Origin of the sequence: Amycolatopsis sp. NPDC023774, from assembly GCF_040639695.1 — a bacterium.
Taxonomy (GTDB): domain Bacteria; phylum Actinomycetota; class Actinomycetes; order Mycobacteriales; family Pseudonocardiaceae; genus Amycolatopsis.
In genome coordinates this window covers 138,255-161,150 of sequence record NZ_JBFAAJ010000007.1, presented here as the reverse complement: position 1 = coordinate 161,150, position 22,896 = coordinate 138,255, and the positions used below count along the sequence as shown (strand labels likewise).

20 protein-coding genes and 1 pseudogene are annotated in these 22,896 nt (G+C 69.7%); 8 read left to right on the top strand and 13 right to left on the bottom strand.

Annotated elements, in window-relative coordinates; all coding sequences use genetic code 11:
- Positions 1-104 precede the first annotated feature (104 nt).
- Positions 105-1,037 (top strand): type I pantothenate kinase, encoded by a 933-nt coding sequence (coaA, locus tag AB0F91_RS18370; RefSeq protein WP_360598720.1) that lies wholly within the window; start codon positions 105-107, stop codon positions 1,035-1,037.
- Between the two features lie 193 nt (positions 1,038-1,230).
- Entirely contained in the window at positions 1,231-1,407 is a 177-nt protein-coding gene (locus AB0F91_RS18365) for a hypothetical protein (RefSeq protein ID WP_360598719.1), read from the top strand.
- 274 nt (positions 1,408-1,681) lie between these two features.
- Here AB0F91_RS18365 and AB0F91_RS18360 read toward each other — a convergent pair whose 3' ends face one another.
- Entirely contained in the window at positions 1,682-3,250 is a 1,569-nt protein-coding gene (locus tag AB0F91_RS18360) for a hypothetical protein (RefSeq protein WP_360598718.1), read from the bottom strand.
- A 150-nt stretch (positions 3,251-3,400) separates the two neighbouring features.
- Positions 3,401-4,741 carry a hypothetical protein gene (locus tag AB0F91_RS18355; protein WP_360598717.1) on the bottom strand — a complete coding sequence of 447 codons (1,341 nt, stop codon included), beginning with the start codon at positions 4,739-4,741 and terminating at the stop codon, positions 3,401-3,403.
- 585 nt (positions 4,742-5,326) lie between these two features.
- Between AB0F91_RS18355 and AB0F91_RS18350 the strand changes: the two genes are divergently transcribed.
- Positions 5,327-5,647 carry a nucleotide pyrophosphohydrolase gene (locus AB0F91_RS18350; RefSeq protein WP_360598716.1) on the top strand — a complete coding sequence of 107 codons (321 nt, stop codon included), beginning with the start codon at positions 5,327-5,329 and terminating at the stop codon, positions 5,645-5,647.
- Here the strand turns inward: AB0F91_RS18350 and AB0F91_RS18345 are convergent, their stop codons facing one another.
- Entirely contained in the window at positions 5,648-5,785 is a 138-nt protein-coding gene (locus AB0F91_RS18345) for a hypothetical protein (protein WP_360598715.1), read from the bottom strand.
- 418 nt (positions 5,786-6,203) lie between these two features.
- On the opposite strand from AB0F91_RS18345, the gene AB0F91_RS18340 reads away from it, so the two are divergent.
- Positions 6,204-6,830, top strand: coding sequence for a response regulator transcription factor (locus AB0F91_RS18340; RefSeq protein WP_360598714.1), 627 nt, complete (start codon positions 6,204-6,206; stop codon positions 6,828-6,830).
- A gap of 1,150 nt (positions 6,831-7,980) precedes the next feature.
- Entirely contained in the window at positions 7,981-8,394 is a 414-nt protein-coding gene (locus AB0F91_RS18335; RefSeq protein WP_360598713.1) for a hypothetical protein, read from the top strand.
- A gap of 107 nt (positions 8,395-8,501) precedes the next feature.
- Here AB0F91_RS18335 and AB0F91_RS18330 read toward each other — a convergent pair whose 3' ends face one another.
- The 5 genes from AB0F91_RS18330 to cutA form a co-directional block, all read right to left on the bottom strand.
- Positions 8,502-9,644, bottom strand: coding sequence for a GAF domain-containing protein (locus tag AB0F91_RS18330; RefSeq protein WP_360598712.1), 1,143 nt, complete (start codon positions 9,642-9,644; stop codon positions 8,502-8,504).
- Between the two features lie 53 nt (positions 9,645-9,697).
- Positions 9,698-13,024 carry a thiol reductant ABC exporter subunit CydD gene (gene cydD / locus AB0F91_RS18325; RefSeq protein WP_360598842.1) on the bottom strand — a complete coding sequence of 1,109 codons (3,327 nt, stop codon included), beginning with the start codon at positions 13,022-13,024 and terminating at the stop codon, positions 9,698-9,700.
- Positions 13,025-13,068: 44 nt separating this feature from the next.
- Entirely contained in the window at positions 13,069-14,079 is a 1,011-nt protein-coding gene (cydB, locus tag AB0F91_RS18320) for a cytochrome d ubiquinol oxidase subunit II (RefSeq protein WP_360598711.1), read from the bottom strand.
- Between the two features lie 114 nt (positions 14,080-14,193).
- Complete coding sequence (locus AB0F91_RS18315; protein ID WP_360598710.1) at positions 14,194-15,690, bottom strand: cytochrome ubiquinol oxidase subunit I; 1,497 nt, start codon at positions 15,688-15,690, stop codon at positions 14,194-14,196.
- A gap of 138 nt (positions 15,691-15,828) precedes the next feature.
- Positions 15,829-16,149 carry a divalent-cation tolerance protein CutA gene (gene cutA, locus AB0F91_RS18310; protein WP_360598709.1) on the bottom strand — a complete coding sequence of 107 codons (321 nt, stop codon included), beginning with the start codon at positions 16,147-16,149 and terminating at the stop codon, positions 15,829-15,831.
- A 173-nt stretch (positions 16,150-16,322) separates the two neighbouring features.
- Between cutA and AB0F91_RS18305 the strand changes: the two genes are divergently transcribed.
- Both AB0F91_RS18305 and AB0F91_RS18300 read left to right on the top strand, forming a co-directional pair.
- The gene (locus AB0F91_RS18305) at positions 16,323-16,931 is read left to right on the top strand and encodes a TMEM165/GDT1 family protein (RefSeq protein WP_360598708.1); all 609 of its coding nucleotides are present in this window, start codon (positions 16,323-16,325) and stop codon (positions 16,929-16,931) included.
- Between the two features lie 119 nt (positions 16,932-17,050).
- Complete coding sequence (locus AB0F91_RS18300) at positions 17,051-17,710, top strand: DUF998 domain-containing protein (RefSeq protein WP_360598707.1); 660 nt, start codon at positions 17,051-17,053, stop codon at positions 17,708-17,710.
- On the opposite strand, the pseudogene AB0F91_RS18295 reads toward AB0F91_RS18300, so the two are convergent.
- The 3 genes and pseudogenes from AB0F91_RS18295 to AB0F91_RS18285 all read right to left on the bottom strand — a co-directional run.
- Positions 17,707-17,898 (bottom strand): annotated as a pseudogene (locus AB0F91_RS18295) (DUF6188 family protein); the annotation flags it as partial. The gene AB0F91_RS18300 and the pseudogene AB0F91_RS18295 overlap by 4 nt on opposite strands.
- A gap of 197 nt (positions 17,899-18,095) precedes the next feature.
- Positions 18,096-18,734: a helix-turn-helix domain-containing protein gene (locus AB0F91_RS18290; protein ID WP_360598706.1), complete on the bottom strand. Its 639-nt coding sequence runs from the start codon at positions 18,732-18,734 to the stop codon at positions 18,096-18,098.
- Positions 18,731-19,585, bottom strand: a complete 855-nt coding sequence (locus tag AB0F91_RS18285; RefSeq protein WP_360598841.1) for a hypothetical protein — start codon at positions 19,583-19,585, stop codon at positions 18,731-18,733. Before AB0F91_RS18285 ends, AB0F91_RS18290 begins: the two co-directional genes overlap by 4 nt.
- A gap of 85 nt (positions 19,586-19,670) precedes the next feature.
- On the opposite strand from AB0F91_RS18285, the gene AB0F91_RS18280 reads away from it, so the two are divergent.
- On the top strand, positions 19,671-20,843 hold the full coding sequence (locus AB0F91_RS18280; RefSeq protein WP_360598705.1) for a homogentisate 1,2-dioxygenase: 1,173 nt from the start codon (positions 19,671-19,673) through the stop codon (positions 20,841-20,843).
- Here AB0F91_RS18280 and AB0F91_RS18275 read toward each other — a convergent pair.
- Both AB0F91_RS18275 and AB0F91_RS18270 read right to left on the bottom strand, forming a co-directional pair.
- Positions 20,804-21,808 carry a hypothetical protein gene (locus AB0F91_RS18275; protein ID WP_360598704.1) on the bottom strand — a complete coding sequence of 335 codons (1,005 nt, stop codon included), beginning with the start codon at positions 21,806-21,808 and terminating at the stop codon, positions 20,804-20,806. The two genes, AB0F91_RS18280 and AB0F91_RS18275, sit on opposite strands and share 40 nt — an antisense overlap.
- On the bottom strand, positions 21,805-22,848 hold the full coding sequence (locus tag AB0F91_RS18270; RefSeq protein WP_360598703.1) for a hypothetical protein: 1,044 nt from the start codon (positions 22,846-22,848) through the stop codon (positions 21,805-21,807). The genes AB0F91_RS18275 and AB0F91_RS18270 overlap by 4 nt, the downstream gene beginning before the upstream one ends.
- Between the last annotated feature and the right edge of the window lie 48 nt (positions 22,849-22,896).

Genomic DNA, 22,896 nt, shown 5'->3' with positions numbered 1-22,896 from the left:
ATCACAGCGCGTTCACGCGCGGTAGGCCCTACCGTTGATGGAGCGTTACTCGAAAGGTGACGCCCAGTACGGAGCCAGCGCAGGCGACGGCCGAGGAGTGTGCGATGCCACGGGTCCGTGAACTCAGTCCCTACGTCGAGCTTCACCGGGAACAGTGGCGGGAGCTGCGCAGCTCGACCCCACTGCCCCTGACCGCCGATGAGCTGGTCCGGCTGCGGGGTCTCGGCGAGCAGATCGACCTGGCCGAGGTGGCCGACGTCTACCTGCCGCTGTCGAGGCTGATCAACCTCCAGGTCAAGGCGCGGCAACAGCTGTACGAGGCCACCACGACGTTCCTCGGCGAAGACTGCGTCAGCACGAAGGTGCCGTACGTGATCGGCGTCGCCGGCAGCGTCGCGGTCGGCAAGTCGACCACGGCGCGCATCCTGCGCACGCTGCTCGCCCGCTGGCCGGACCACCCGCGCGTGGACCTCGTGACCACCGACGGGTTCCTGTACTCCCGCGACGAGCTCACCCGCCGCGGCATCATGCACCGCAAGGGCTTCCCGGAGAGCTACGACCGGCGCGCCCTGCTGCGCTTCGTCACCGAGGTGAAGTCCGGCGCCGAGCGCGTGTCAGCGCCCGTGTACTCCCACCTCGCGTACGACATCCTGCCCGGCCAGGAACAGGTCGTGGAGCGCCCGGACATCCTCATCATCGAGGGTCTGAACGTCCTGCAGCCCGGCCCCCGCCTGACCGTGTCGGACCTGTTCGACTTCTCCATCTACGTCGACGCGCACACCGACGACATCGAACGCTGGTACGTCGAGCGCTTCCTCAAGCTCCGCCACACCGCGTTCTCCGACCCGGCTTCGCACTTCCACCACTTCGCCGGCCTCGACGACGAGGAGGCCCGCGAAGAGGCCCGGCACCTGTGGAGCACGATCAACGAGCCGAACCTCATGGAGAACATCAAACCGACCCGCCCGCGGGCCACGCTCGTGCTGCGCAAGGACGCCGACCACTCCATCAACCGCGTGCGCCTGCGCAAGCTCTGACAGCTCTGTTCGAGCGCTCTGTCACCCACATAGCCCTCGCCAGCCCCACATCCTCACCCTCCGCCCCCCGACCTCGGCCGATCGGCCAGTTCGGGGGGCGGCTTCGTAACCAGTTGGCCGATACCGGGCGAGGCTCGTGAAAGCGACCCTGAACAGAAGGGAAATTCGCATCTGACCTGGGAAGGAGGCCCCGGTGCTCTCAATCGTCCTCACGTGGGTCGGCGCAGTACTCGGACTGGCCCTCTTCGTCGCCATGGCCGCCAGCACCTTCCTGGTCGACCTGGACGAAGCCATGCGCGAACGCCGCCGCAAGGCCGCCACCGCAGCCGCCGCCGTCCCCGTGGTAACAGGCCAAACACCGACGGCATGAACAACAAAGCCCCAGCCACCACCGGCCGGGGCTTTCTTTATTCTTTGTCCTTTCACCACCCACACAACGGCATCAGATCCACACCCTTCACCAGCGCACCCAGACCCGGCCCTGCACCTCGATCCCCGCCTTCCACGCGGTCTGGACTATTTGTCAAGGTACTCTTTCCCGCCTTGACAAATAGTCCAGACCGTAGTGACGCTAAAAAATCGGGGCGCCTCGCTGCGCTACCCCCAGCGCAATGATCCGCGCCAGCGGATCGAGCCGCCTGCGATCACTCAACCGCAGTCAACGCCTCGCGATACCCGTCCAAATCATAATCCAACCGGTCCTCATCCTCAGCCTCTTCCAGCTGCCCCTCGAGCACAGCGACCAGCTCCCCCAAGACCTCTTCCCTCGTCAACCCCTTCTCGATCAACTTCCGAGCCGCCACCCAAACCTCTTCGGGCGAGTCCTCCCAAAGTTGATCCACCACCGACGTCTCCAACGCCAGCCTCAACCCATCAGCACCATCGAACTCATCATTCGCCAACGATTCGTGGTACTCCGGATGCCCACCGATAACCAGCATCCGCCGCTGCTCCGGATCCGACGGATCCAAATCCGTCAACTCCTCGTCCCCAATCACCGTGGACAACTCCGGCACAGCGAACCGTCGCCGCTCAACCACCCCCAAGACCTCTTCAGCGGACTCCGTCCCATCCAGATAGTCCGAAACCGCATCCTCTTCGGACTCGTCTTCATCGGACAAATACTCCGCCAAGTACTCCTTCACATCCTCGACAAGAGCAGCCGAAGCAACCTCCGACAACCCGTTCCGCGCAGCAGCCCAGGAAGCCCACGCCAGCACCACCGGCGGCACGAGGTCCTCATCCTCGACCTCGTACTCCCCACCCAGCAACGACTCCAGGAACCGCGCCAGCTTCTCCGGCCCGACCCGCAGCGGATCCGCCGGCTCCGTCCGGCAGCTGTGGTCCACCAGCAGCCGCGCCACCGACCGCGCCGCCTCGACGTCCGCGAACGAAACCTGCGCGAGGAACTCCTCCACGACCTCGTCGCGGCGCGCCTCCGGCCACTCCTCGGCACCGCGAGCAGCCGACGGCCCCGGCAACGCCCGCAGCCACGCCATCGCCACGGCGTGGAAGCGCGTGTAGTCCTCGCCGACGTCGGGCTCGTCCATACCGTCGGTCGCGGCGATACCGTCGAGCAGCAGGCGGTGCGCGTCGGCCGGCTCGACCTTCTCGAGCACGACGAGCTCACCGTCGTCGGCGATCTGCGTGCGCATCTCCGCGAGGACCTCGTGCGGCTCGTCGATCACCACGAGGTCGCGCACGCGGCCGAGCTCGGTGAAGTCGAGCAGCGCCAGCAGACCGAGCGTCGCGTCGCCGCGGGAGAACGTGCACAGCAGCGAGGACTCGTCGCCGTAGACGTCGCCGGTCCGCCAGATCTCACCGACCGTCACGCGACCGACCTCACCGGCCCACTCGGGCTCGGGGATGCCGCGCGACAGCACCACGGCGAGCGCCTCGGCGGCCGCCGTGCGCTCCTCCTCGGTCTCGGCCAGCACCTTCAGCGCGGCCAGCAGCGCCGCGGCGCCCGGTGTGATCTTGCGCTGCGCGAACGCGATCAGCTCCAGACCCAGCTGCTCGCCGCCCTCGGGCTCGCCCTCGATCGTGAGATCCCACCACTGCCCGAGCACCTCGGAGGCAAGGAGTTCGACGTCGAACGGACCGGGCTCCGCCGCGACGGCGGAGAAGTCCCGAAGGACGTCCTTGAACAGGCCGTTCACGCTGGGCGTGGTGGGCTGGGAGGTCTTCTTGCGGGCGCGGCTCACCGGACTCATGCGGACCATCGTTGCATCGCTGGTGCGGGCGCGGATCCGCGGGACGCGCGGCCGCGGTGGCCCCGGGCGCGGTATCCGCGACCGGCCAGGGAGCCGGCCGCGGAGAGGGACCACCGCGACGTCGCGGAAAAGAGCTACGTGCGGGGTGTTTCAGCTGGTCAACGAGTCAGACGCCGGAAGGTTACGCGGTTTCGGCAACGCGATTCGCGCCGCGCGCACTTCCGCGATCAGCCGCGTCTTGCGCCGGTGAACGCTCACCAGGTCAGCCAGGTACCCCGTGAACTCCTCCGCCGTGCCGGCTCGTTTGTGCAGCGTGCGCAGCTTCTTCAGGTGCTTCGCCGCTTCGCGGTAGGCCTGCGGGTCCTTCTGCTCGATGAGCTGCTCGACCTGGCTGCGGTAGACGGGGATCGTCTCGGCCGGGTGCGCGACCTCGCGCGACGCCGCCAGCTCCACACGCAACGCGAGCGACCCACCGAAGCGCACACATGCGCGCCACGCCTCGTCGGGCCGTTCCTCGGCGAGCAGCGCCCGGGCGAGCTCTTCGGCGCCTTCTTCGCTGTCGGCCGCGCGCTCCCGAAGCCGCGCAAGAGCCGCGACGCGCTGCACAGACCACACACCCGCTTCAACGGCCGCCTCGCGCAGCGCCGTGTACGTGACGTTGCCCGGCGCGTCGTCGAACTCCTTGCGCCGCAAGGCGACCGTCGCGTCTTCCGGCTCGGGGAGCTTCTGGTGCGTTTTGTGGGGTGTGAGCGCGCGGGCCGCGTGCGCGATGGCCTCGCTGTGCCGCCCGGCCGCCCGCAGCACCCGCACGATCTTCAGGCTCACATCCACGCGCGGCGGCTTGGCGGAGAGGATCGCGACGAGCGCATCGACGTCCCCGCGCACTTCGGCGAGCTCCTCGAGCAGGCGCTCCGCGACCTCCCGGCGGTACCCCGCAGGGCCGGCATTCAGTATTTCGTCCACAGCGGACTTGATCCGCTCAAGTCCCTTTTCCCCCAACGCCTCGGCGAAATCCGCCAGCGCGATCGTGGGCCTGCCGGGCCCCTCGAACTCCACTTCCAGCAGCCACTCGGCCAGCTGCTCAGGGTCCGGCGGCCGCGCGGCACACGCCCGCGCATACAGCTCGACGGCGAAGTCCAGCTTGTCGCCGAGGTCACCGGAAGGATCTCCGGACTGCTCCAGTACCTCCCCGATGTCATCCACGGTCCGCCGCGCGAGCGGCGCCAGATCCGCCGGGCTGCCCGCGTCGAGCAACCGCTCCAAGGTGTCCAGCACAGCACCCACCTTGGCCGTGTACTCGACGTTGCCGTCCTGCACGGCCGTGTCCAACAGCCGATGCGCCTCGGCCACCTCACCCGATTGAGTGGCGCACCGCAGCTCCAGCGAATGCCGTAACTCAGGGTCACGGCGCGCCTGGGCGTACAGCAGATCCACCAGCGTTTCCGCGTCCAACGTACGCAGGTAGGACCGCAGATCCGGGGGAGCACTCACGCGCACCAGTCTGCCGCATGCCGTTCTGCGCGCGTGTGGGCCAACTGCGTGCTCTTTTCGGAGCAGTCGCACACCGCCGGTGACCTGTGTTTCTCGTCGGTTGCGGCCGGGGTTGCGGGGTGCGGCCGGGTTGCGCCTCGGGTGGTCACCCGCACGGCCCGATGCCGCGACTCACGCGTTCGCCGCCGCGCCGCGGGTTGCCGCAGCACTGTCTCTCGCCCCGGCGCCGTCCCTTGTTCCGATGCTGTCCCTTGTCCCGCCGCCGTCCCTTGTCCGGCCGCCGTCCCTCGTCCCGCCGCCGCGGATTGCCCGGCGTTCTCCCTCGCCCCACCGCCGCGGATTGCCCCAGCGTTGTCCCTCACCCTGCCGCTGTCCCTGAGCCAGCCCCCACCCGTGATTCGCTTGCTGCTCCAGGAAAATCACGATCGCCAACGCCACCAGCACCAGCGCCGTACCGGGCACGAGCGCGATCAGGACCACGCGCCTTCGCGGGTACTCCACGGCCCTTCCTTCCGGAGCCCGAGTCAACGAAAGTCCGCCATACGGCCGTGAGCCCACCGTGACCGCCGTGGTACGCAATCTCCCGTGACTCTCGACGCGCTCACCCAGCGCCTGCGCGCCTTCGCCGCCGCCCGCGACTGGGAACCGTTCCACCACCCGAAGAACCTCGTCATGGCCCTCTCCGGCGAGGTCGGCGAGCTCATCTCCCTCTTCCAATGGCTCACCCCCGAAGAGGCCCGCGACTACTGCTCCGACCCCACCCTGACCACCAACGTCCGCGACGAAATCGCCGACGTCCTCCTCTACTTGATCCAGCTGGCCGACGCCCTGGACATCGACCTCCTCGAAGTGGGCAACGCGAAGGTCGACCGCAACGAAACCCGCTTCCCACCCACCCAGCGCTGATCAGCCGGCGCGGCTCGTCGACGGCTTGCTCGTCGTCACCACCTGCTGCGTCGGCATCGGCTCCGGCGGGCTCAGGAACGCGACCAGCAGCAGAGCCGCGACGGCCACCGCCATGACCGCGACCACCACGATCCGCATCAGGCCGGCCGGCGACGCAGGTAGAAGACCATGCCGCCGGACGCCGCGGCCGCGATCAACGCACCCGCGGCGACCAGAAACGGATAGCCACCGGATTGGGATATCGACGTTTCCGAAATTGCGCCAACCGGATTTCCGGTTCCGCGTGAGCCGCGGCAGACCAGATCACAATGAGCCCCGCGACCAGGGAGGACCTATCGGCAGCACGGCGAAAGAGAGCCAACATACAGACCTTCCGAAGAGCCCGGCGAAGCGACGACGTGGATATCGCGATGCCGCCGGAACCGTTACGGATCAATTCCGAACGATTTCCCGTAGCAACCTGATCGGGTGTATCCGGTGAATAGCCGCCAAGCCGCCGACGTGTCCTCCGGCACCAGCACCGGCACCTGACCGCGCGACGCCGTAACCTCGGGGTATGCCGATCCAGGTGCTGCTCGTCGATGACCACGAACTGGTCCGCCGCGGCCTGCGCGACCTGCTGGGCGACGAGGCGGACATCGAGGTGGTCGCCGAGGCCGGGGGCGTGGAGGAGGCGCTGGCCGTCGCGATGCACGTGGAGCCCGACGTCGCGGTGGTTGACGTCCGCCTCGGCGACGGCGACGGCATCTCCCTGTGCCGCGAGCTGCGCTCCAAGCCCAACCCGCCGGCCTGCCTCATGCTCACCGCCTTCGACGACGAGGAAGCCATGGTCGGCGCCATCATGGCGGGCGCGTCGGGTTACCTGCTCAAGCAGGTGCGTGGCCAAGACGTGGTGAACGCCGTCCGCGAGGTCGCCGCCGGCCACTCCCTGCTCGATCCCGTCTCCACCGCGCGCGTGCTGGACAAACTGCGCCACCCACCCATCGACGACCTCGCCACCCTCACCGACCGCGAACGCGACGTGCTGGAACTCATCGGCCAGGGCATGTCCAACCGCGAAATCGCCGAACGCCTCTTCCTGGCCGAAAAAACGGTCAAGAACTACGTCACCTCGGTCCTCGCCAAGCTCGGCATGCAACGCCGCACCCAAGCCGCCGCCTGGATCGCCCGCCGCGGCAAGTGATGCCCGAAAACGCATACCCCCATCGCTTCGGCCGAAGGTTCAGACCGATCCGGCGGATGACCACTGGCTGACCACGGCGTTCGCCCGCAAGGTGCTCGCCGTCATCTGCCCGTCGTCGGGGGGAACAGACCACGGCGATCCGGTTCGACCTGGCGATCGCGGCCAGCGAAAACGATGCACTGACGGAGCTCGACGCCTCGATCTTGTCGGTGCCCCATGGAATCGGCTACCAGAAGTACAACCCGGCCAGCCGCGCCACGTCGGGCCTCGAGCCGGGAAAGTCGGTCAACAAAGGTGAAGTGCGAGACACAAGAGCTGACGGCCGACGCAATTCCTGCTGCTGAGCGCTTTTGCGTACGTGCGGCTCTCGACGGGCCGACCGTTCACCGGCGATCTCCACGGCTCCGCCGTATCCGCTTTTCGACGGCGCTGAACTGCGCCGCCACGGGTTCCCACATGAAGCCACTGCCTCGTTTGTGATCAGGGCGCCCCTGACCAGCCACTGCGGACAAGAACTGGTGACGTCGATTTTCGCGTGATCGCGGGGTACCGCCGCTCGGAAACCGGCTAGGCCGTTCGGAGGTTTCTGGCGCGCATGAGGTCACCGTCGGCCACGGGGGATTCGGCAAGGACCTTTCGGATTCACCCCATCGTGAGTCGAATGGATGTTCGATTTGCCGGTAGACTCGTCACCAGTTGAAAGCGAGCCGTGGGCTCGCGGTGCTGGGGTGGAAAGCAAAGTCATACGGGAAGCCGTACGCGCCCGTCGGAGAGGGAGGAGCGGCTCACATGACGCGTGAAGGCTGAAGCCGGATCAACGCGCTGTGGGTGGCGGTCGCGCACGTGCGACTAGTGCCTCGTCAAGCAACGTTGATCATGCAATCGGGTTTTCGGATGGGTGAGTTGCTCGCGAAATGAGTCTCCGATCGAGCACCCGCGTCGCGCCAGCAGACATAAACCGGCGATGGCCGTGTTCTGCTCGGTGTGAGTGGGGTGGTCGGTGCCGTTGAGCGCGAACCGCAACGCGGTGAACTCGCACTCGATCCAGTTCAGCCACGTCGGCCGTGGGCGGCCCGATCGGGCAGTTCGGCGGCAAGTTCGGACGCGAATGCCGCCCGAGTTGCGCCATGGGGGCGCTAGATTCGGGCGTGTGCGCAGGTTGATCGTCGTGGTGGTGTTGCTCGGGCTGGTGTCGGCGGGGTGCTCCCGGTCAGTGGTGCCCGACCAGGGGCCGACGGTGGCCCCGGTGGGGTACTCGCTGCCCAAGGGGGCCGAACAGGTGGTCAGTCCGGGGATGGATCCGGACCTCAAGGTCGAGCTGCCGGTGGGCGGTCTGGTCAAGCTGGACGACGACACTGCTCAGCGCGCCCTGGACGCTCAGATCTGGTCGGTGCTCCGGCTGGCCCAGGTGTACGGCAAGACCGCGATCTACCAGGCGGTCGCGCCGGGCAAAGTGGCCTTGGTGATCGCCGCGCACGGCTACCCGTGCCCGCCGCGCGCGGTGGACTGCGACGTGGACACCAAGGGGCCGTTGAAGCTCCTGGTGGTCGTTACCCCGACTTAGTGCCGCGTCACGCAACGTTAATCATGTAATCGGGTTCTCGGATGGGCGAGTTGATCGCGAAATGAGACTTCGGTCGAGCACGCGCGTTGCGCCAGCGGACATAACCGCTAGTCCAGAGGAAGATCGAAGGCGACGAGTGTGCCGAGGCTCGGTGAGGAGTTGATGAAGAACTTCCCGCCGGCAGCGTCGGCGCGTTCGGCGAGATGACGCAGGCCGCGGGTGGCGACGCCTTGGGGCACGCCGGATCCGTTGTCGCGAACGCGGAGTTTCACGCCGTCGCGGTCGCGGGTCAGGGACACGCGCGTCTCGCTCGCGCCGGAGTGGCGGACCACATTGGACAGTGCTTCGCGCAGTGCCGCGCGAATGTGGTCGGCGCGTTCGGCGGGAATGTCGGCGAACTCGCCGGAGAGCTCGAGGGTCGGCGGGTAGCCGAGGAGCTCGCCGGCGATGCGGACTTCGCCGCGGGCGGACTCGGCGAGGTCGATCGGTGTGCCGGTGTCGTGGCGCGGCTCGGGTGAGCGCAGGGCTCGCACGGTGCCGCGGATTTCCTCGATGGTCTGGTCGAGCTGGTCGATGGCATCGGACAGCCGCGCGCCATCGGCCTGGGCGAAGCGTTTGCGCATGTTGCGGCGCACGCGGTCGAGTTGCATGCCGGCGCCGTAGAGGCGTTGCACAATCACGTCGTGCAGTTCGCGGGCGATGCGTTCGCGCTCTTGGTAGAGCGTCACGCGGTGGCGTGCGTTGGCGCCCTCGGCGAGCGCGAGCACGACGCCCGCCTGTGCGGCGAACGCCACGAGCATCTCGACGGTCCCCGCGGAGAACGGCTCGCGGCCCTGCAGGCGGTAGACCGTGAGCGCGCCCAGGACGCGTCCGCCGGAGCCGAACGGTGCGGCGGCGAAGGGGCCGAAGCCGCGCAGCTCGTCGGGCACGAAGGGCGCGGTGCGCGGGTCGACGACGAAGTTGTCGCTCACCACGGGCTCGCCCCCGCGCGCGACGCGGCCTGCGGCGGAGTCGGCAGGCAAGGTCAGGCCCTGCAACGCGCGCCCCGTGCCGCTGGAGTCGACGGCGGCCTCGACCACGACGTGCCCGTCATCGGCGCTGACCATGGCCAGGCCGAGGTCGGCGTCGGCCAGCTCGGCGGCGCGGATCACGACGGTGTCCAGCACGGCCTCCGGGTCGTCCCCGGACAACGCGGTGCTGGTGATCTCGGTGGCAGCGGACAACGCCCGCGCGGCAAGTGTCGGGTCCATGAGCAACACCGACCTTAGCGCGTGCTTGCGGTCCGGACCCGGAATCGTGACCGTCACCAATCACCCCTCGCGGCGGGTACCGCTTGCTTTTCGAGCACCTGGCCGCCGCGAACCTCCAGCACCACGTCGGCGTCGAGCTGCTCGTCGAGGTTGTGGGTGACGTGCACGACGGTGCGGCCGGCGAGTTCGGCACGCAGCGTGGCGCGGAGGGCGCGGGCGGTCCGTTCGTCGAGGTGCGCGGTGGGCTCGTCGAGCAGCACGAGGTCGGCTTTCGGTGCCGCCAGCAACGCCCGGGCCAGCGCGACCCGCTGAGCCTGACCACCGGAAAGCCCGGTGCCGGCGCTGTCGAGAACGGTCGCCGCGTCGAGCTCCGGCAGCCGCGCGAGGTCGAGCGCCCGCCGGACGTCCTCGTCGGTCGCCCGGGGATCCGCGAGCCGCAGGTTCTCCGCCACACTCGTCGACACCAGCATCGCCTCCTGCGGCGCCCACGACACCCGCCCGGGCACCGCGACCTCCCCCGCGCGTGGCTCCAGGAACCCCAGCAACGCCGCCACCAACGTCGACTTGCCCGCCCCGCTCGGCCCCACCACGGCGACGTAGGTCCCGGGCTCGATGTCGAGCGTGACGTCGGTGAGCACGGTTTCGCCGTCGGGCCAGCCGAGGTCGGCGCCACGCAGCCGCACGGCACTCGGTCCCGACGCGGGCGCCAGGCCGGCCGCACCGACGGAGTCGGCCTGCGCAGACCGGGGTGCCGACCGCATCGCATTGCCAGGCAGCGCCCGCTCTGATCCGGCAGCTGTATCGAGGTCGCCCAAGCGGAGGCGGGCAGCCCGCAGCGGGTCCCAGTGAGTGGCGGCCGGCGGCAGCAGGGAGAGGACTTCCGCGAGGGCCAAGGGGACCAGCGCCAGCAGCGGAGCCAGGACACCCGCCAACTGCCCGGACGTGACGGCCGGCGCGGCGAGAAGCGTGCTGCCCACGGCGGCCGCCCCGGTGGCCAGCACGACAAGGGCGTCGGCCGCGCCGGCGCCGAAGGCTTGGCGGCGGGCGGCGGCGGTCAGCTGGGCGTCGGTCGCGAGCAGTGAACGGCGGCGCGCGGTCGCGGTGCCGTAAGCGATCAGCTCGGCTGCGGAAGTGAAGAGCACCAGGACCCGCGTGGCGACGTCGCGGCGACCGGCGGCGAGGGCAGCCGTCGCACGCCGCTCGGCCACGAGGGCGAGCCGGGGCGCGGCGAGACTGACCACCACGGCAGCGGCGAGAAGCAGGCCGGCCGACGGAAGGACGACCATCTGCACCGCAACGGCGCCCACGGCGACAAGCCCGACGACGACCGGCGGTGAGACCACACGAGGCAGCAGGTCACGGACGGTGTCGACGTCGGTGACAAGGCGGCGCTGCCCCTCGCCCGCCGCCAAAGCGCGCGCCGGGCCGAGGCGGACGAGCGAGTCCCACAGCCGCACGCGCAGCCGCCCGGCGATGCGGAACGCGGCGTCGTGCGTAACAAGACGTTCGGCGTACCGCAACGCCGCGCGCCCGAGCCCGAACGCGCGCACGCCGACAACCGCGACGGTCAGCGTCAAGATCGGCGGCTGCAACGACGCCTTCGCGATCAGCCACCCCGAAGTCGCCGTCAACGCAACGCCCGCCAACAGCGCCACGGCACCCAGCACGGCTCCGGAAAACAGCCGACGGTCGAGCAACAACCGCCACGGCAACGGCCGACCGGAGCCCGCCGCGTCGACGGAAGTGGTGCCGGACAACGGCTTCTCATCCGCCACCGCCACCGCCACCGCCGCCGACCGCTCGTGCGCCGCGATGATCGCCGCCGCCCCACCTGCCACGGCCCGCTCGACGGCGCCCACCACGCGCCGGGCGTTGACCTCGTCGAGGTGGGCCGTCGGCTCGTCGAGCAACAGCAGCCACGCGCCCGCCCGCACCTTCACCAACGCCCGCGCGACGGCCACCCGCTGCCGCTGCCCCAACGACAGCTGCTCAACGGGCCGGTCCCCCAACCCCGACAGCCCAAGCTCCGCCAGCGCGTCCTCGACAACATCAGCCTCGCCGACCACCCCCTCGCCGACGCCGGCCGAGCCCACCACCTCCTCACGGACGGTTCCGCCGCTGAACACCGGCGACTGCGGCACCCAAGCGACGTCCGCGCGCCAGCGGTCGATGTCCACCGCGGCCAGGGGGACGTCACCGAGGGTGATGGTGCCGTCGTAGGTGGGGAGGAAGCCGAGGAGGGCGGCGAGGGTGGTGGACTTGCCGCCGCCGCTGGGGGCGCGAAGCCAGGTCGTTTGGCCTCGCCGCACGGAGAACGAGGAGCCGGCAGGGGCGAAGCCGCCGCGGCGGGCGATGCTCAGGTTGGACACCGTGAGTTGTCCACGGGGCGGCACGCGCGTGCCGAAGTGCGGGGCCGGCTCGGCCAGCACGTCCGTGACCCGCCGGACCGCCTCGACGCCGTCCTCACTGGCGTGGAAGGCCGCGCCCACCGCGCGCAGGGGTTGGTAGCACTCGGGGACCAGGATCAGCACGCCGAGCCCGATGGCCAGGGGCAACGAGCCCGACACCAGCCGCACGCCGATCACCACGGCGACCAGCGCCACGGACAACGTGGCGACCAGTTCCAGCACGAAAGCCGACGAGAACGCCACCCGCAAAGTCTTCAACGTCGCGCGGCGGTGGCGTTCCGAGACGCGGGCCACGGTCGCCGCCTGCGCGTCCGCGCGACGGAACGCCGTGAGCACCGGCAGAGCGCGCACCAGTTCCAGCAGCAGCCCCGACATCCGGTGCACCGCGTCGGTCGCGCCGGCCACCCGGTCGGCCGTGAACTTGCCGACCAGGATGGCGAAAACCGGCAGCAAGGGCACCGTCACCAGCACGATCACCGCCGACGGCCAATCCATCCACAGGATCGCCGCACCCGCCGCAAGGGGGACCACCGCGGCCGTCACCAAGGCCGGCAAGTACTCGCGGAAGTAGGCGTCGAGAGCGTCCAACCCGCGGGTGACCAGCTCTGTCAACGAGCCGTCGCCACGGTGGGCCAGCCACTCCGGGCCGAGCCGCAAACTGTGGGAGACGACGCGGGCACGCAAGTCCTGCTGCGCCGTCGCCGCGGCACGCGCGGAGACCACCCGCACCGCCCAGCCGGTGAACGCCCGGCCCGCGACGAGCGCGAACAGCGCGGCCAGCTGGGCGGTGCGGCCCCCGATCCCGGTGGAGACGATGGACGCGAGCACATCGGCCAAAAGAAACGCTTGGGCCACAAGGAAAGCAGCGTTGACGAACGAGAGCGCCGCCACGAGGAGCAGCGCCCGGCGCGCGGCCGGCCCGAGAGCCGAGAGCGCGCCGAGCGGCCCCTTGCCCGGCCGCACCTGGTCCACTGTGGACCTCGGGGCGGAAAGGGTGGTGCGGCCGGGAAGCGTGATCACGGTGCGTGCACCGCCGGGATGTGCTGGACGCCGATGCGCTTGCGGAAAACCCAGTAGGTCCAACCTTGGTAGACGAGCACGGCCGGTGCGCCGAACGCGGCGACCCACGTGATCACCTTCAGCGCGTACGGGCTCGCGGCGGCCTGCGCGATCGTCAGCGAATTGGCCGGGTCACCCGTCGACGGCAGCACGTTCGGGTACAGCACCCCGAACATCGTCACCGCGGCGGCCGCGATCACCACGCCCAGCGCGGCGAACGCCTGCCCGTCGCGGTCCGCGCGCAGCCGCAGCCACGCGACAATTGCGGCAACCACGCTGACCACAAGCGCGACCGATGTCCACGCCTGCCCCGCGCGCACCTGCACCACGATCAGGAACGCGACCAGCGGCAGCAACGCCACCGGCAGCAGCCGCAACGCCAGCACCCGCGCCCGCTCCCGCAACGAGCCCGACGTCTTCAGCGCCAGGAACGCCGCCCCGTGCACCAGTGAGAACCCGACCACGGCAAGCGCGCCCAGCAGGGTGTCCCACCGCACCGCCTCGAACGGCGAGCCGACGCGGTTGCCGGCGGCGTCGAGCGGCAGACCGAGCACGGTCGTCGCGAGCAGCAGCCCGACGCCCAGCGGCGGGATCCACGAGCCGATCATGATCACGCGGTCCCACGTACGCCGCCAGCGCTCGGAGTCGACCTTGCCGCGGTACTCGAACGCGACCCCGCGCCCGATCAACGCCAGGAGCACGAGCAGCAACGGCAGATAGGCGCCCGAAAACAGCGTCGCGTACCAGTCGGGGAACGCCGCGAACGTGGCGCCGGCGGCGACGATCAGCCACACCTCGTTGCCGTCCCAGACCGGCCCGATGGTGTTGACCATGACCCGCCGCTCGGTGTTGTCGCGCCCGAGCACGGGCAGCAGCATCCCGACGCCGAAGTCGAAGCCCTCGAGGAACAGGTAGCCGAGCCAGAACAGCGCGATGATCCCGAACCACACCAGCTGCAGCGTTGTCATGACTCATCCCCAAGATCGCCCTGAGTTATCCACAACCCGTCGAGTTGTCCACAGATCAGCTGTGGGTAACTCTCCTGGGTGATCGCCCCACCACGCTGGGTTCGACCCATCGGCTCAGTAAGCGAACGACAACGCGTCATCCGAACCCGCCTCCCCACCGTGCGCAGGCGGCGGCAGAACCCCATCGACCCCACCACGGACGTACTTGCGCATCAGGAACAGCTCCACCACGCCCAGCCCCAGGTAGAGCACCGTGAGCGAGATCAGCGAAGTCCACACCTCACCGACCGACAGCTGCGACACCGCCTGCGCCGTGAACATCCACATGCCCTCGACGCCCGTCGGGTTCGGCGCGACCACGAACGGCTGACGCCCCATCTCCGTGAAGATCCAGCCGGCGCTGTTGCCGATGAACGGCGTCACGATGCCCACGACCAGCAGCAACGGGAACCAGCGCGCGCCCGGGATCCGGCCGCGGCGCGTGAGCCACAGCGCCAGCAGACCGATCCCCGCCCCGATCGCGCCGAAGCCGATCATGGCCCGGAATCCCCAGTAGGTCACCGGCAGGTTGGGCACGTAGTCGATCGGCTTGCCCGCCAGCGGCCCCAGGTCGGGGTCGTTCGGGTAGTTGGTGCCGTACTTCGCCTGGTACTGGCCGATCAGGTTTTCCACACCCGGCACCTCAGTGGAAAAGTCGTTGTGCGCGAGGAACGACAGCAGCGCCGGCACGGTGAACGTCTTCACGTCCTCGCAGTTGGCCCCCGCGACGTCACCGATCGCCAGGATCGAGAAGCTCGCCGGCTTCTCCGTGTGGCACAACGCTTCCGCCGAAGCCATCTTCATCGGCTGCTGCTGGAACATCAGCTTGCCCTGCGTGTCACCCGTGATGGCCAGCACCGCGAACGCGGCGATCCCGACCCAGGCGCCGAGCCGCAGCGACGCGCGCCAGACGTCGCGGTGCACGCCGGCGTCCGAGTCCGAAGCCGAACGACGCCGCCACAGGTGCCAGCCCGCGACCCCGACGAGGAACGCCGCCGCCACCGAGAACGCCCCGGCCAGCGTGTGCGGGATCGCCGCCAGCGCCGTGTTGTTGGTCAGCACCGCGAAGATCGAGTTCATCGTCGGCTTGCCGTTCACGAACTCCACACCCACCGGGTGCTGCATCCACGAGTTCGCGGACAGGATGAAGTAGGCCGAGGCCATCGTCGCCAGGGAGAACGCCCACGCACACGCCAGGTGCACGCGTTTCGGCAGCCGGTCCCAGCCGAAGATCCACAGGCCGAGGAAAGTCGACTCCACGAAGAACGCGATGAGCCCCTCCATCGCCAGCGGCGCGCCGAACACGTCGCCGACGAAGCGGGAGTAGGCGCTCCAGGCCATCCCGAACTGGAACTCCTGCACGATCCCGGTCACCACGCCCATGGCGAAGTTGACCAGGAGGAGCTTCCCCCAGAACTTGGTCATCTTGAAGTAGCGCTCGTTGCCCGTGCGCAGCCAGGCAGTCTGCATCCCCGCGACGAGCACCGAAAGTCCGATGGTCAACGGGACCATCAGGAAGTGGTACACGGTGGTGATGCCGAACTGCCACCGCGCGAGCTCAAGGACATCCACGTACCCGAGCTAACTCCGCCCGCGCGCCACCAACCAGTTCAACACGTCCCGAAAACCGCGGGACCAACGTCCTGAACCCGGGAAACGCCCACGTCAGGCGTCCCGGGCACATCCGTCCACTGTGTACCCGAAAGGGAGCTATCGGGTCTGCTCCACCAGCCACGACAGGTACCTCGGGCTCCCGCCGACGATCGGAGTCACCACGATCTCCGGCAAGGCGTAGGTGTGGCGCACGTTCAGGAACTCCTCCAACGCGCCCGCGCGGTCGGCCGCCGTCTTGCACTCGACGCGCCACTCGTAGTCGGTGCACACCTTGCCCTCCCAGCGGTACACGCTCGTGATCGGCCCCACAATCTGGGCGCAGGCGGCGAGCCGCGCCTCGACGGCGCTCGTGGCGATGTTCCGAGCGGTCGCTTCTTTGTCGACAGTGGTGGTCACGACCACGTGGTCAGCAGGCATAACTCGCACCGTACCGCATCCGCAAAACAAAATTCGGCACACCGAAAACTATATTCAGGTCCTCCGGCAAAAGCTATTCAACGAACCTCACGGGGCAATTCGCAAACCCCATCAACTTGCAGCTTTCTGAACGCCTCCTTTATCGTTGAAGTGAAAGGGGTGTCCACCAGCTCATGTCTCCCGCACTCATCGCTCTCATCAGCGCGTTCGGCCTGGTCCTGGCAGTGGAACTGCCGGACAAGACCCTGGTCGCGACGCTGGTGCTGACCACGCGTTTCCGCGCGTGGCCGGTATTCGCCGGGGTGTGCGTGGCATTCGCAATCCAGTGTGTTATAGCCGTCGCGTTCGGCAGCGTGCTGACCCTTCTTTCGGAAACCGCGGTTTCCCTGCTCGTGGCCGCGATGTTCGGTATCGGCGCCTTCATGCTCCTGCGCGAAGGATTCAACGAAGCCGACGAAGCGGCCGACGACGCCGCACGCCTCGGCGCGGCGCCGAAGTCCTTCCGGCGCTCCGCGCTGACGTCGTTCGGCGTGCTCTTCGCCGCCGAGTGGGGCGACGCGTCGCAGCTCGCGACGGCGGGACTCGTCGCACGGCTCGGCAACCCGTTCGCGGTCGGGCTCGGCGCGTTCGTCGCGCTGGTGTCCGTGGCCGGGCTCGCGGTGTTCATCGGCGCGAAGATCCGCAGCCGCATCCGGCCGAAGCTCATCCAGCGCGTCGCGGGGTTCGTGTTCGCCGGATTCGCCGCGTTCGCCCTGGTCCAGCTCGCTTTCCAAGCCGGCTGACCACAGAGACTTCACAGGAACACCAGCTAGCCTCTTCGAAACCAGTGGATGAGGGCAAGGTGAACCCGCGATGACGCGGGGAGCCTTGCCCTTCGCCATGACCACCGAGGAGTGCCCGCATGCCGAAGGCCGCGCCTGGCGCCGTGTCCCCCGTGCACGGCCGGCTCGCGCTGGCCGGCATGGCGCTCGCGGTGGCCATCGCGGCTGACCTGCACCTGCGACTGTCGGCGCAGGTCAGCCCGGTGTGGCAGACGCTGTCGGAGTACGTCTACGGCCACCTCGGCAGCCGCTCGGCCGCGCCGCTGTTCAGCGCGATGTGCCTGGCGCTGGCGCTCGGTTCCGTCGCGCTGCTGGCCGGGCTGGTGAAGGCCCGGCGCTCGCCCGCGGTCGTCACGCTGCTCGGCGTGTGGTGCGCGGGCCTCACGATCTGCGCGACCGTCCCCGTCGACCCCGACGGCCAGGCCCGCACGTTCGACGGCCAGCTCCACAACGCCGCCGCCCTCACCGCGTTCCTCGCCCTGCCGGGCGCCGCGTGGCTGCTCACACGCCGCGGCACGCCGAAGTGCCCGTGGGAACCGCGACGCAGCACGATCCGCGGCCTGGCCGTCGCGAGCCTCGCCAGCGTGCTGATCGTGCTCGGCGGGTTCGTCTTCGAACTGATCACCGGCCCCGCGCAGCAGGAAGTGACGCTGGGGTTGTTCGAGCGGCTGCTGTTCTGCGTGGACCTGGCGCTGCTGCTCACGATGGTGCGACCGCTGCTGGCGGCCGCGCGCCGCTAAGCGTCCGGGCCGACCAGGATCGGCTCGACGCCGTGGCCGGTGAGCCACCACGACTCGTACTGCCGGTCCGGCCCCACACACAGCTCGGCGCCGCCGTCGAAGACCACCGTCAAAGTGCCCTCCTCGGGCACCGCCACCTCGGTCACGCGCTGCCCGAACGCCGCGAGCACCGGCGCCAGGGCCGCACCGCTGCCGGGCTCCCAGCTCGTGGCTCACGCCCTCCACGTCACGCAGCACGAACCCGCACCTGGTAGTCGAACGAGGTCCGGCGCACCTCGCAACCGACGAGCTCACTCGGAGCGTTCACCTGGGCACCTGCGCGACGGCTCCTCGGCAAGCCGTCCCCTTCGCTCCACAAGGCCATATTCCAGCACGCCACGCCGCACTACGCGTCGGTTCGAAGCACCTCGGTGAGCTTCCCGGCCGCCGCGACGACCTGCGGCCCCACCGCGGCCGCGTCCAACGGCTCCAGCGACACCACCCCGACGCTCGCCCGCAGCCCCGGCACCCCACGTACCGGCGCGGCCACGCCGGACGCACCGGCTTCCAGCTCGCCCGTGGACGCGACCCAGCCGTCACCCCCGGGCCGCAGCGACATCGCCCGGCCCGCGGCGCCCGCGCTCAGCGGATGACGGCTGCCCACGCGGTACGCCACGTGGTAGCTCGTCCACGACGGCTCCACCACCGCCACGGCCTGCGCCTGATCGCCCTGGGCAACGGTGAGGTGCGCCGTGGCCCCGACCTTCTCCGCCAGCTCGCGCAGGACCGGCCGCGCCGCTTCCCGGAGCTGCGGCAGCACCTGCCCGGCCAGCCGCAGCAGGCCGACGCCGAGGCGCACCTTCGTGCCGTCACGCCAGATCAGGCCACGCTCCGACAACGGCACCAGCAGGCGGTAGACGGCCGCGCGGCTCGCGCCGATCGTCACGGCCAGCTCGGAGATGGTCGCCGCCTCCTCACCCGCGTCGGCCACCGCCTGCAGCAGTGCCAGGCCGCGGTCGAGGGTCAGCGACCCCTCCCTGCTCACAGCAGCTCGAGCTCACCCAGGTCGGCCACCGGCTCCGCGAACGACGCCGCGGCGTAGGACGCGAAGAGCTCCCGTACGGCCTTCGCGGCCGGCTCCGACAGCGCGCGGGCCTCGGCGGCCAGCGCCTTGCCGTCGGTGGTCTCGAGCGCCTCGCGCACGTCGCCGCCCGAGAGGCAGCGGGCCGACGCGACGATCAGGTTCAGGAAGCCGTGGTGCGTGAAGCCCGTCTCCGGATCGGTGTGGCGGACGGCGCGGTGCAGGCTGTTGGTGGCCTTGAACGACGCGCCGGGCGCGCCGCTGACCACCGACAGGAAGTCGGCCACCTCGTCGACGCTGGGGAAGTTCTCCCCAGCGGGGCCACCGCAGCGGATCTTCGGCCAGCTGCCGTGCTCGATCACCTTGCGCACGCCGTCGAGCCAGCCGACGCCGCGGCGCGGCTCGACCACGCGGATCACGTCCTCGGGCACGAACTCCGAAACGCGCTCCAGCCACACCTCGTCGACGTCGGACGGCGCCGGCATCTCGACCATCCGCAGAGACAGCAGCTCACTGCGCGACTCGACGATCGAGATGGCCTTGGGCACGCCGCCGAGCCCGGTGTCGATGATCAGTGACAGGGGCAGCGGCTCCTTCGGCTTGATCTTGATCAACTCGGTGATCAGCTCCGGCAGCCGGGAGGCCTGGCAGAGAAAAACGCCCAGTACACCGGCGTGTTCACCCGCCCGCGACTCGTAGTGCGCGCGCAGCGCTTCGGGCATGGCCGCGTCCGAGGGCGGGAAGAGCGCCGAGTCGTCGACGAGCCGCGCGAACAGGGGAGGAATTCCACGGGGGCCGGGGGGCGTGAGTTCCACAGCGCTTGACACGAATGACACGCTAGTAGCGTACGACAACAGGACAAAATCGTTCGTTCTGCGGACACCTCCGGAGGAGTCAGCCATGCCCTTCTACCGGCGCGTAGGCGAGGTCCCCCACAAGCGGCACACGGCCTTCCGCAAACCCGACGGCGGCCTCTACGCCGAGGAGCTGATGGGTGTCGAGGGCTTCTCCGCCGACTCCGCGCTGCTGTACCACCGCGGCCTGCCGACGGCGATCGTCGACGCCGTGGCCGTGCCAGACGACCGCGGTTCCCTCGTGCCCAACCACCCGCTGAAGCCGCGGCACTTCAAGACGCCGGAGCTGAAGTTCGGCGCGTCCGCCGACGCCGTGACCGACCGGCGGCGCCTGTTCGGCAACGCCGACGTGACCATCGGCTTCGTCGTCGCCACCGCCCCTTCGCCCCTGTACCGCAACGCGGCGGGCGACGAGCTGTTCTACGTCCAGGGCGGATCGGCTGCCTTCGAGACGATCTACGGGGTGCTGGAGGCCTCGGACGGCGACTACGTCGTGATCCCGACGTCGTGCACCTACCGCGTGGTGCCGCGCGGCGAGGCGCGCCTGTACGTGCTGGAGGCGCGCGGGCACGTCGGTCCGCCGAAGCGCTATCTGTCGGCGAAGGGGCAGTTCCTGGAGCACTCGCCGTACTGCGAGCGTGACGTCCGGGGACCTGTCGCGCCGCTGCTGGTGGATGGTTCCGACGTCGACGTGCTCGTGCGCCACCGTGCCGGCCTGACCCGCTACACGTACGCGACGCACCCCTTCGACGTCGTCGGCTGGGACGGCTGCCTGTACCCGTGGGCGTTCAACATCGACGACTTCGAGCCCATCACCGGCCGCGTGCACCAGCCGCCGCCCGTGCACCAGACGTTCGAGGGGCCGAACTTCGTGGTGTGCTCCTTCTGCCCCCGCAAGGTCGACTACCACGAGGACTCGATCCCCGTGCCGTACAACCACGCGAACGTCGACTCCGACGAGCTCATGTTCTACGTCCGCGGCAACTACGAGGCCCGCCGCGGTTCGGGCATCGGCATCGGCTCCCTGTCGCTGCATCCGTCGGGCTTCACGCACGGCCCCCAACCGGGCGCCGCGGAGGCGTCCATCGGCGCGGAGTTCTTCGACGAGACGGCGGTGATGGTGGATACCTTCGCGCCGCTGGAGCTCGGGGAAGCGGCTTCGGCCTCCGAGGACGAGGCTTACGCGTGGTCGTGGTCGGGGAGGGGACCGGGGGCGTGAAGGCGGACGGGGCCGATCCACACGTGCCCGGGGAGGCCGGCCGCTCGTGAGCCGGCGATCCACAGCTTCCTCGTGGCGGCGATGTCGAGGGCGGTGAGAAGACTCGTGCTGGGGATGCGGAAGGCGGCTGTGGTGCCGTCGGGGTGAAGCGCGTGACCCTCGATGCTGAAGCGGCCGCCGGTACGGATGATGGCGGGCTCGGTTGTGACGTCGAGCTCGGTCCATTCGCCGAAGACCGGCGCGCGCCGCACCGCGCGCGAGAACGCCCTGCCCGCGAACAGCGCGGCGACGGCAACCAGGAGCCCCGCGACCGTGCCCCACGTCGACTGGTCGCCACGAGGCAGGCTCAGGCGCGCCCAGACGAACAGGGCGCCGAGGCCGACGAACCAGGCGGCGGTGAAACGTGCCCGGCGCCGGCGCAGCGTCCGCATCGGCCGGGGGTCGGGTTGGGTCACGGGGGCCGCGAGCGGGAGTGCCGTGGGCAGGGGCAGGTCGCGGATCCGGGCCGGGCGGTATCCGACGCCAGGCACGAGCACGAGCACGTGGTCGCCGATCCGGAGCACATGGAGGTACCGGCACCGCGCCAGCAGATCGGTCGCGTACCGGCCCAGCTTGAACTGCGCCCAGCGTCCGTCGGGAAGCCTCACCGCGAACCGTCGTCCGGCTGTGGTTTTCTCGGTGGCGTCGACGGTTTCGAACGGCGTCGCGAACATGCGATCGAACAGCCGCAGGTAGCGCAGCGTGCGGCCGCCCAGCGCAAGGACCGTGCCGACGTAGTACGCGAGCAGCACGAGGTCCGCGACATCGACGCGTCCGTCTGCGGCGATCAGCGCCACCAGGCCGGCGGCGATCACGAGGTGGGCCACCAGACGTTTGAGGAACCTGCGGGGGGCAGTGCCCATCAGCGAGCCGAAGAACGGCAGCTGCGCGGCGGGAACGGCGGGGTCGGGAAACCAGCTGTTCACTGCGCTCCTGCTCGGGTTTCGCCCAGGGTCAGCCACGCCTGCCCGGCGACGGGGTAACCGGGCACGCCGACGCGGACCTTGCCGGGTTTGGCCGGGCCGAACGTCCACAGGGTGTGGGACGCGGTGACGTTGAGCGCGAGTGACCCGGGTCGTTTCGGCAAGCGGATGTGGACGGTGCGGCCGTCGGGCAGTTGCGCCTTGCTTCGGCTGACCGCCAGCTCGGTCCAGGTGTCGGCGCGGTGGGCCTTCGCGAGCCCGAGCGCGTCGATGCCGCTGCCGAGTGCGTGGAGGAACGCGATGATCGCCCCGCCCGCGACCGGGGCGAGGATCAGAACCTGGACGAAAGCGGCGGTCCCGCCGTCGCTGCGGTTCGCGAGGATCTCGAGGCCGGCCCAGACGGCAAGGGCACAGGCACCAAGGGAGACCGCGACGGTCAGCCACGTGCCGCGGACGCGGGCGTCGCGGTCCGCGTTGAGGACGGGGTCGTGGCGCGGCGCGACCTGCTCACGCGAAAGGACGGGGAGCTCGCGCGCACCGGACGGAGGTTCGTCGTGGATGCGCGCCAGCCACGCCGAAGGGCTTCCCGCCACGATGGCCAGAGCCTGGTCTCCGCTGCGCGCGAGCCACAGGCTTCGCTGCCCGGCGAGCTGCGCCTGCACACCGGCGCCGGGGCGAGCGCGCAGCCACCGGCCATCGGGCAGCCGCACGGCGACCGTTTTGCGGCGGGCGATGAGGCCGTCCGCCGGGATGGCGACCTGCTCGAGAGCGAGATCGGTGTGCCAGCGCCATTTCAAGGCCCAGCTGAGTGCGGCAACGGCACCTCGCCCCCACTGCACCGCGATGACGAGACCCAGGTAGATCAAGAGCAGTGGCGCGGCGGGGCCGACGTGTGCGAAGAAAAGCGCGATACCGCCGCCGATCAACAGGACTCCGAGCAGGGCGATCCCCTGCGCCTTGTGGATCTTGCGGACCCTCAACTGTGCGGCGGGCATCTTCGGGTCGGGTTCCCAGACACGGACAGTATCCGTTTTGTCGGACATCTTCTCCCCAGGTGGCGGTACGGATCACCGACTATTCGCCACTCGTGC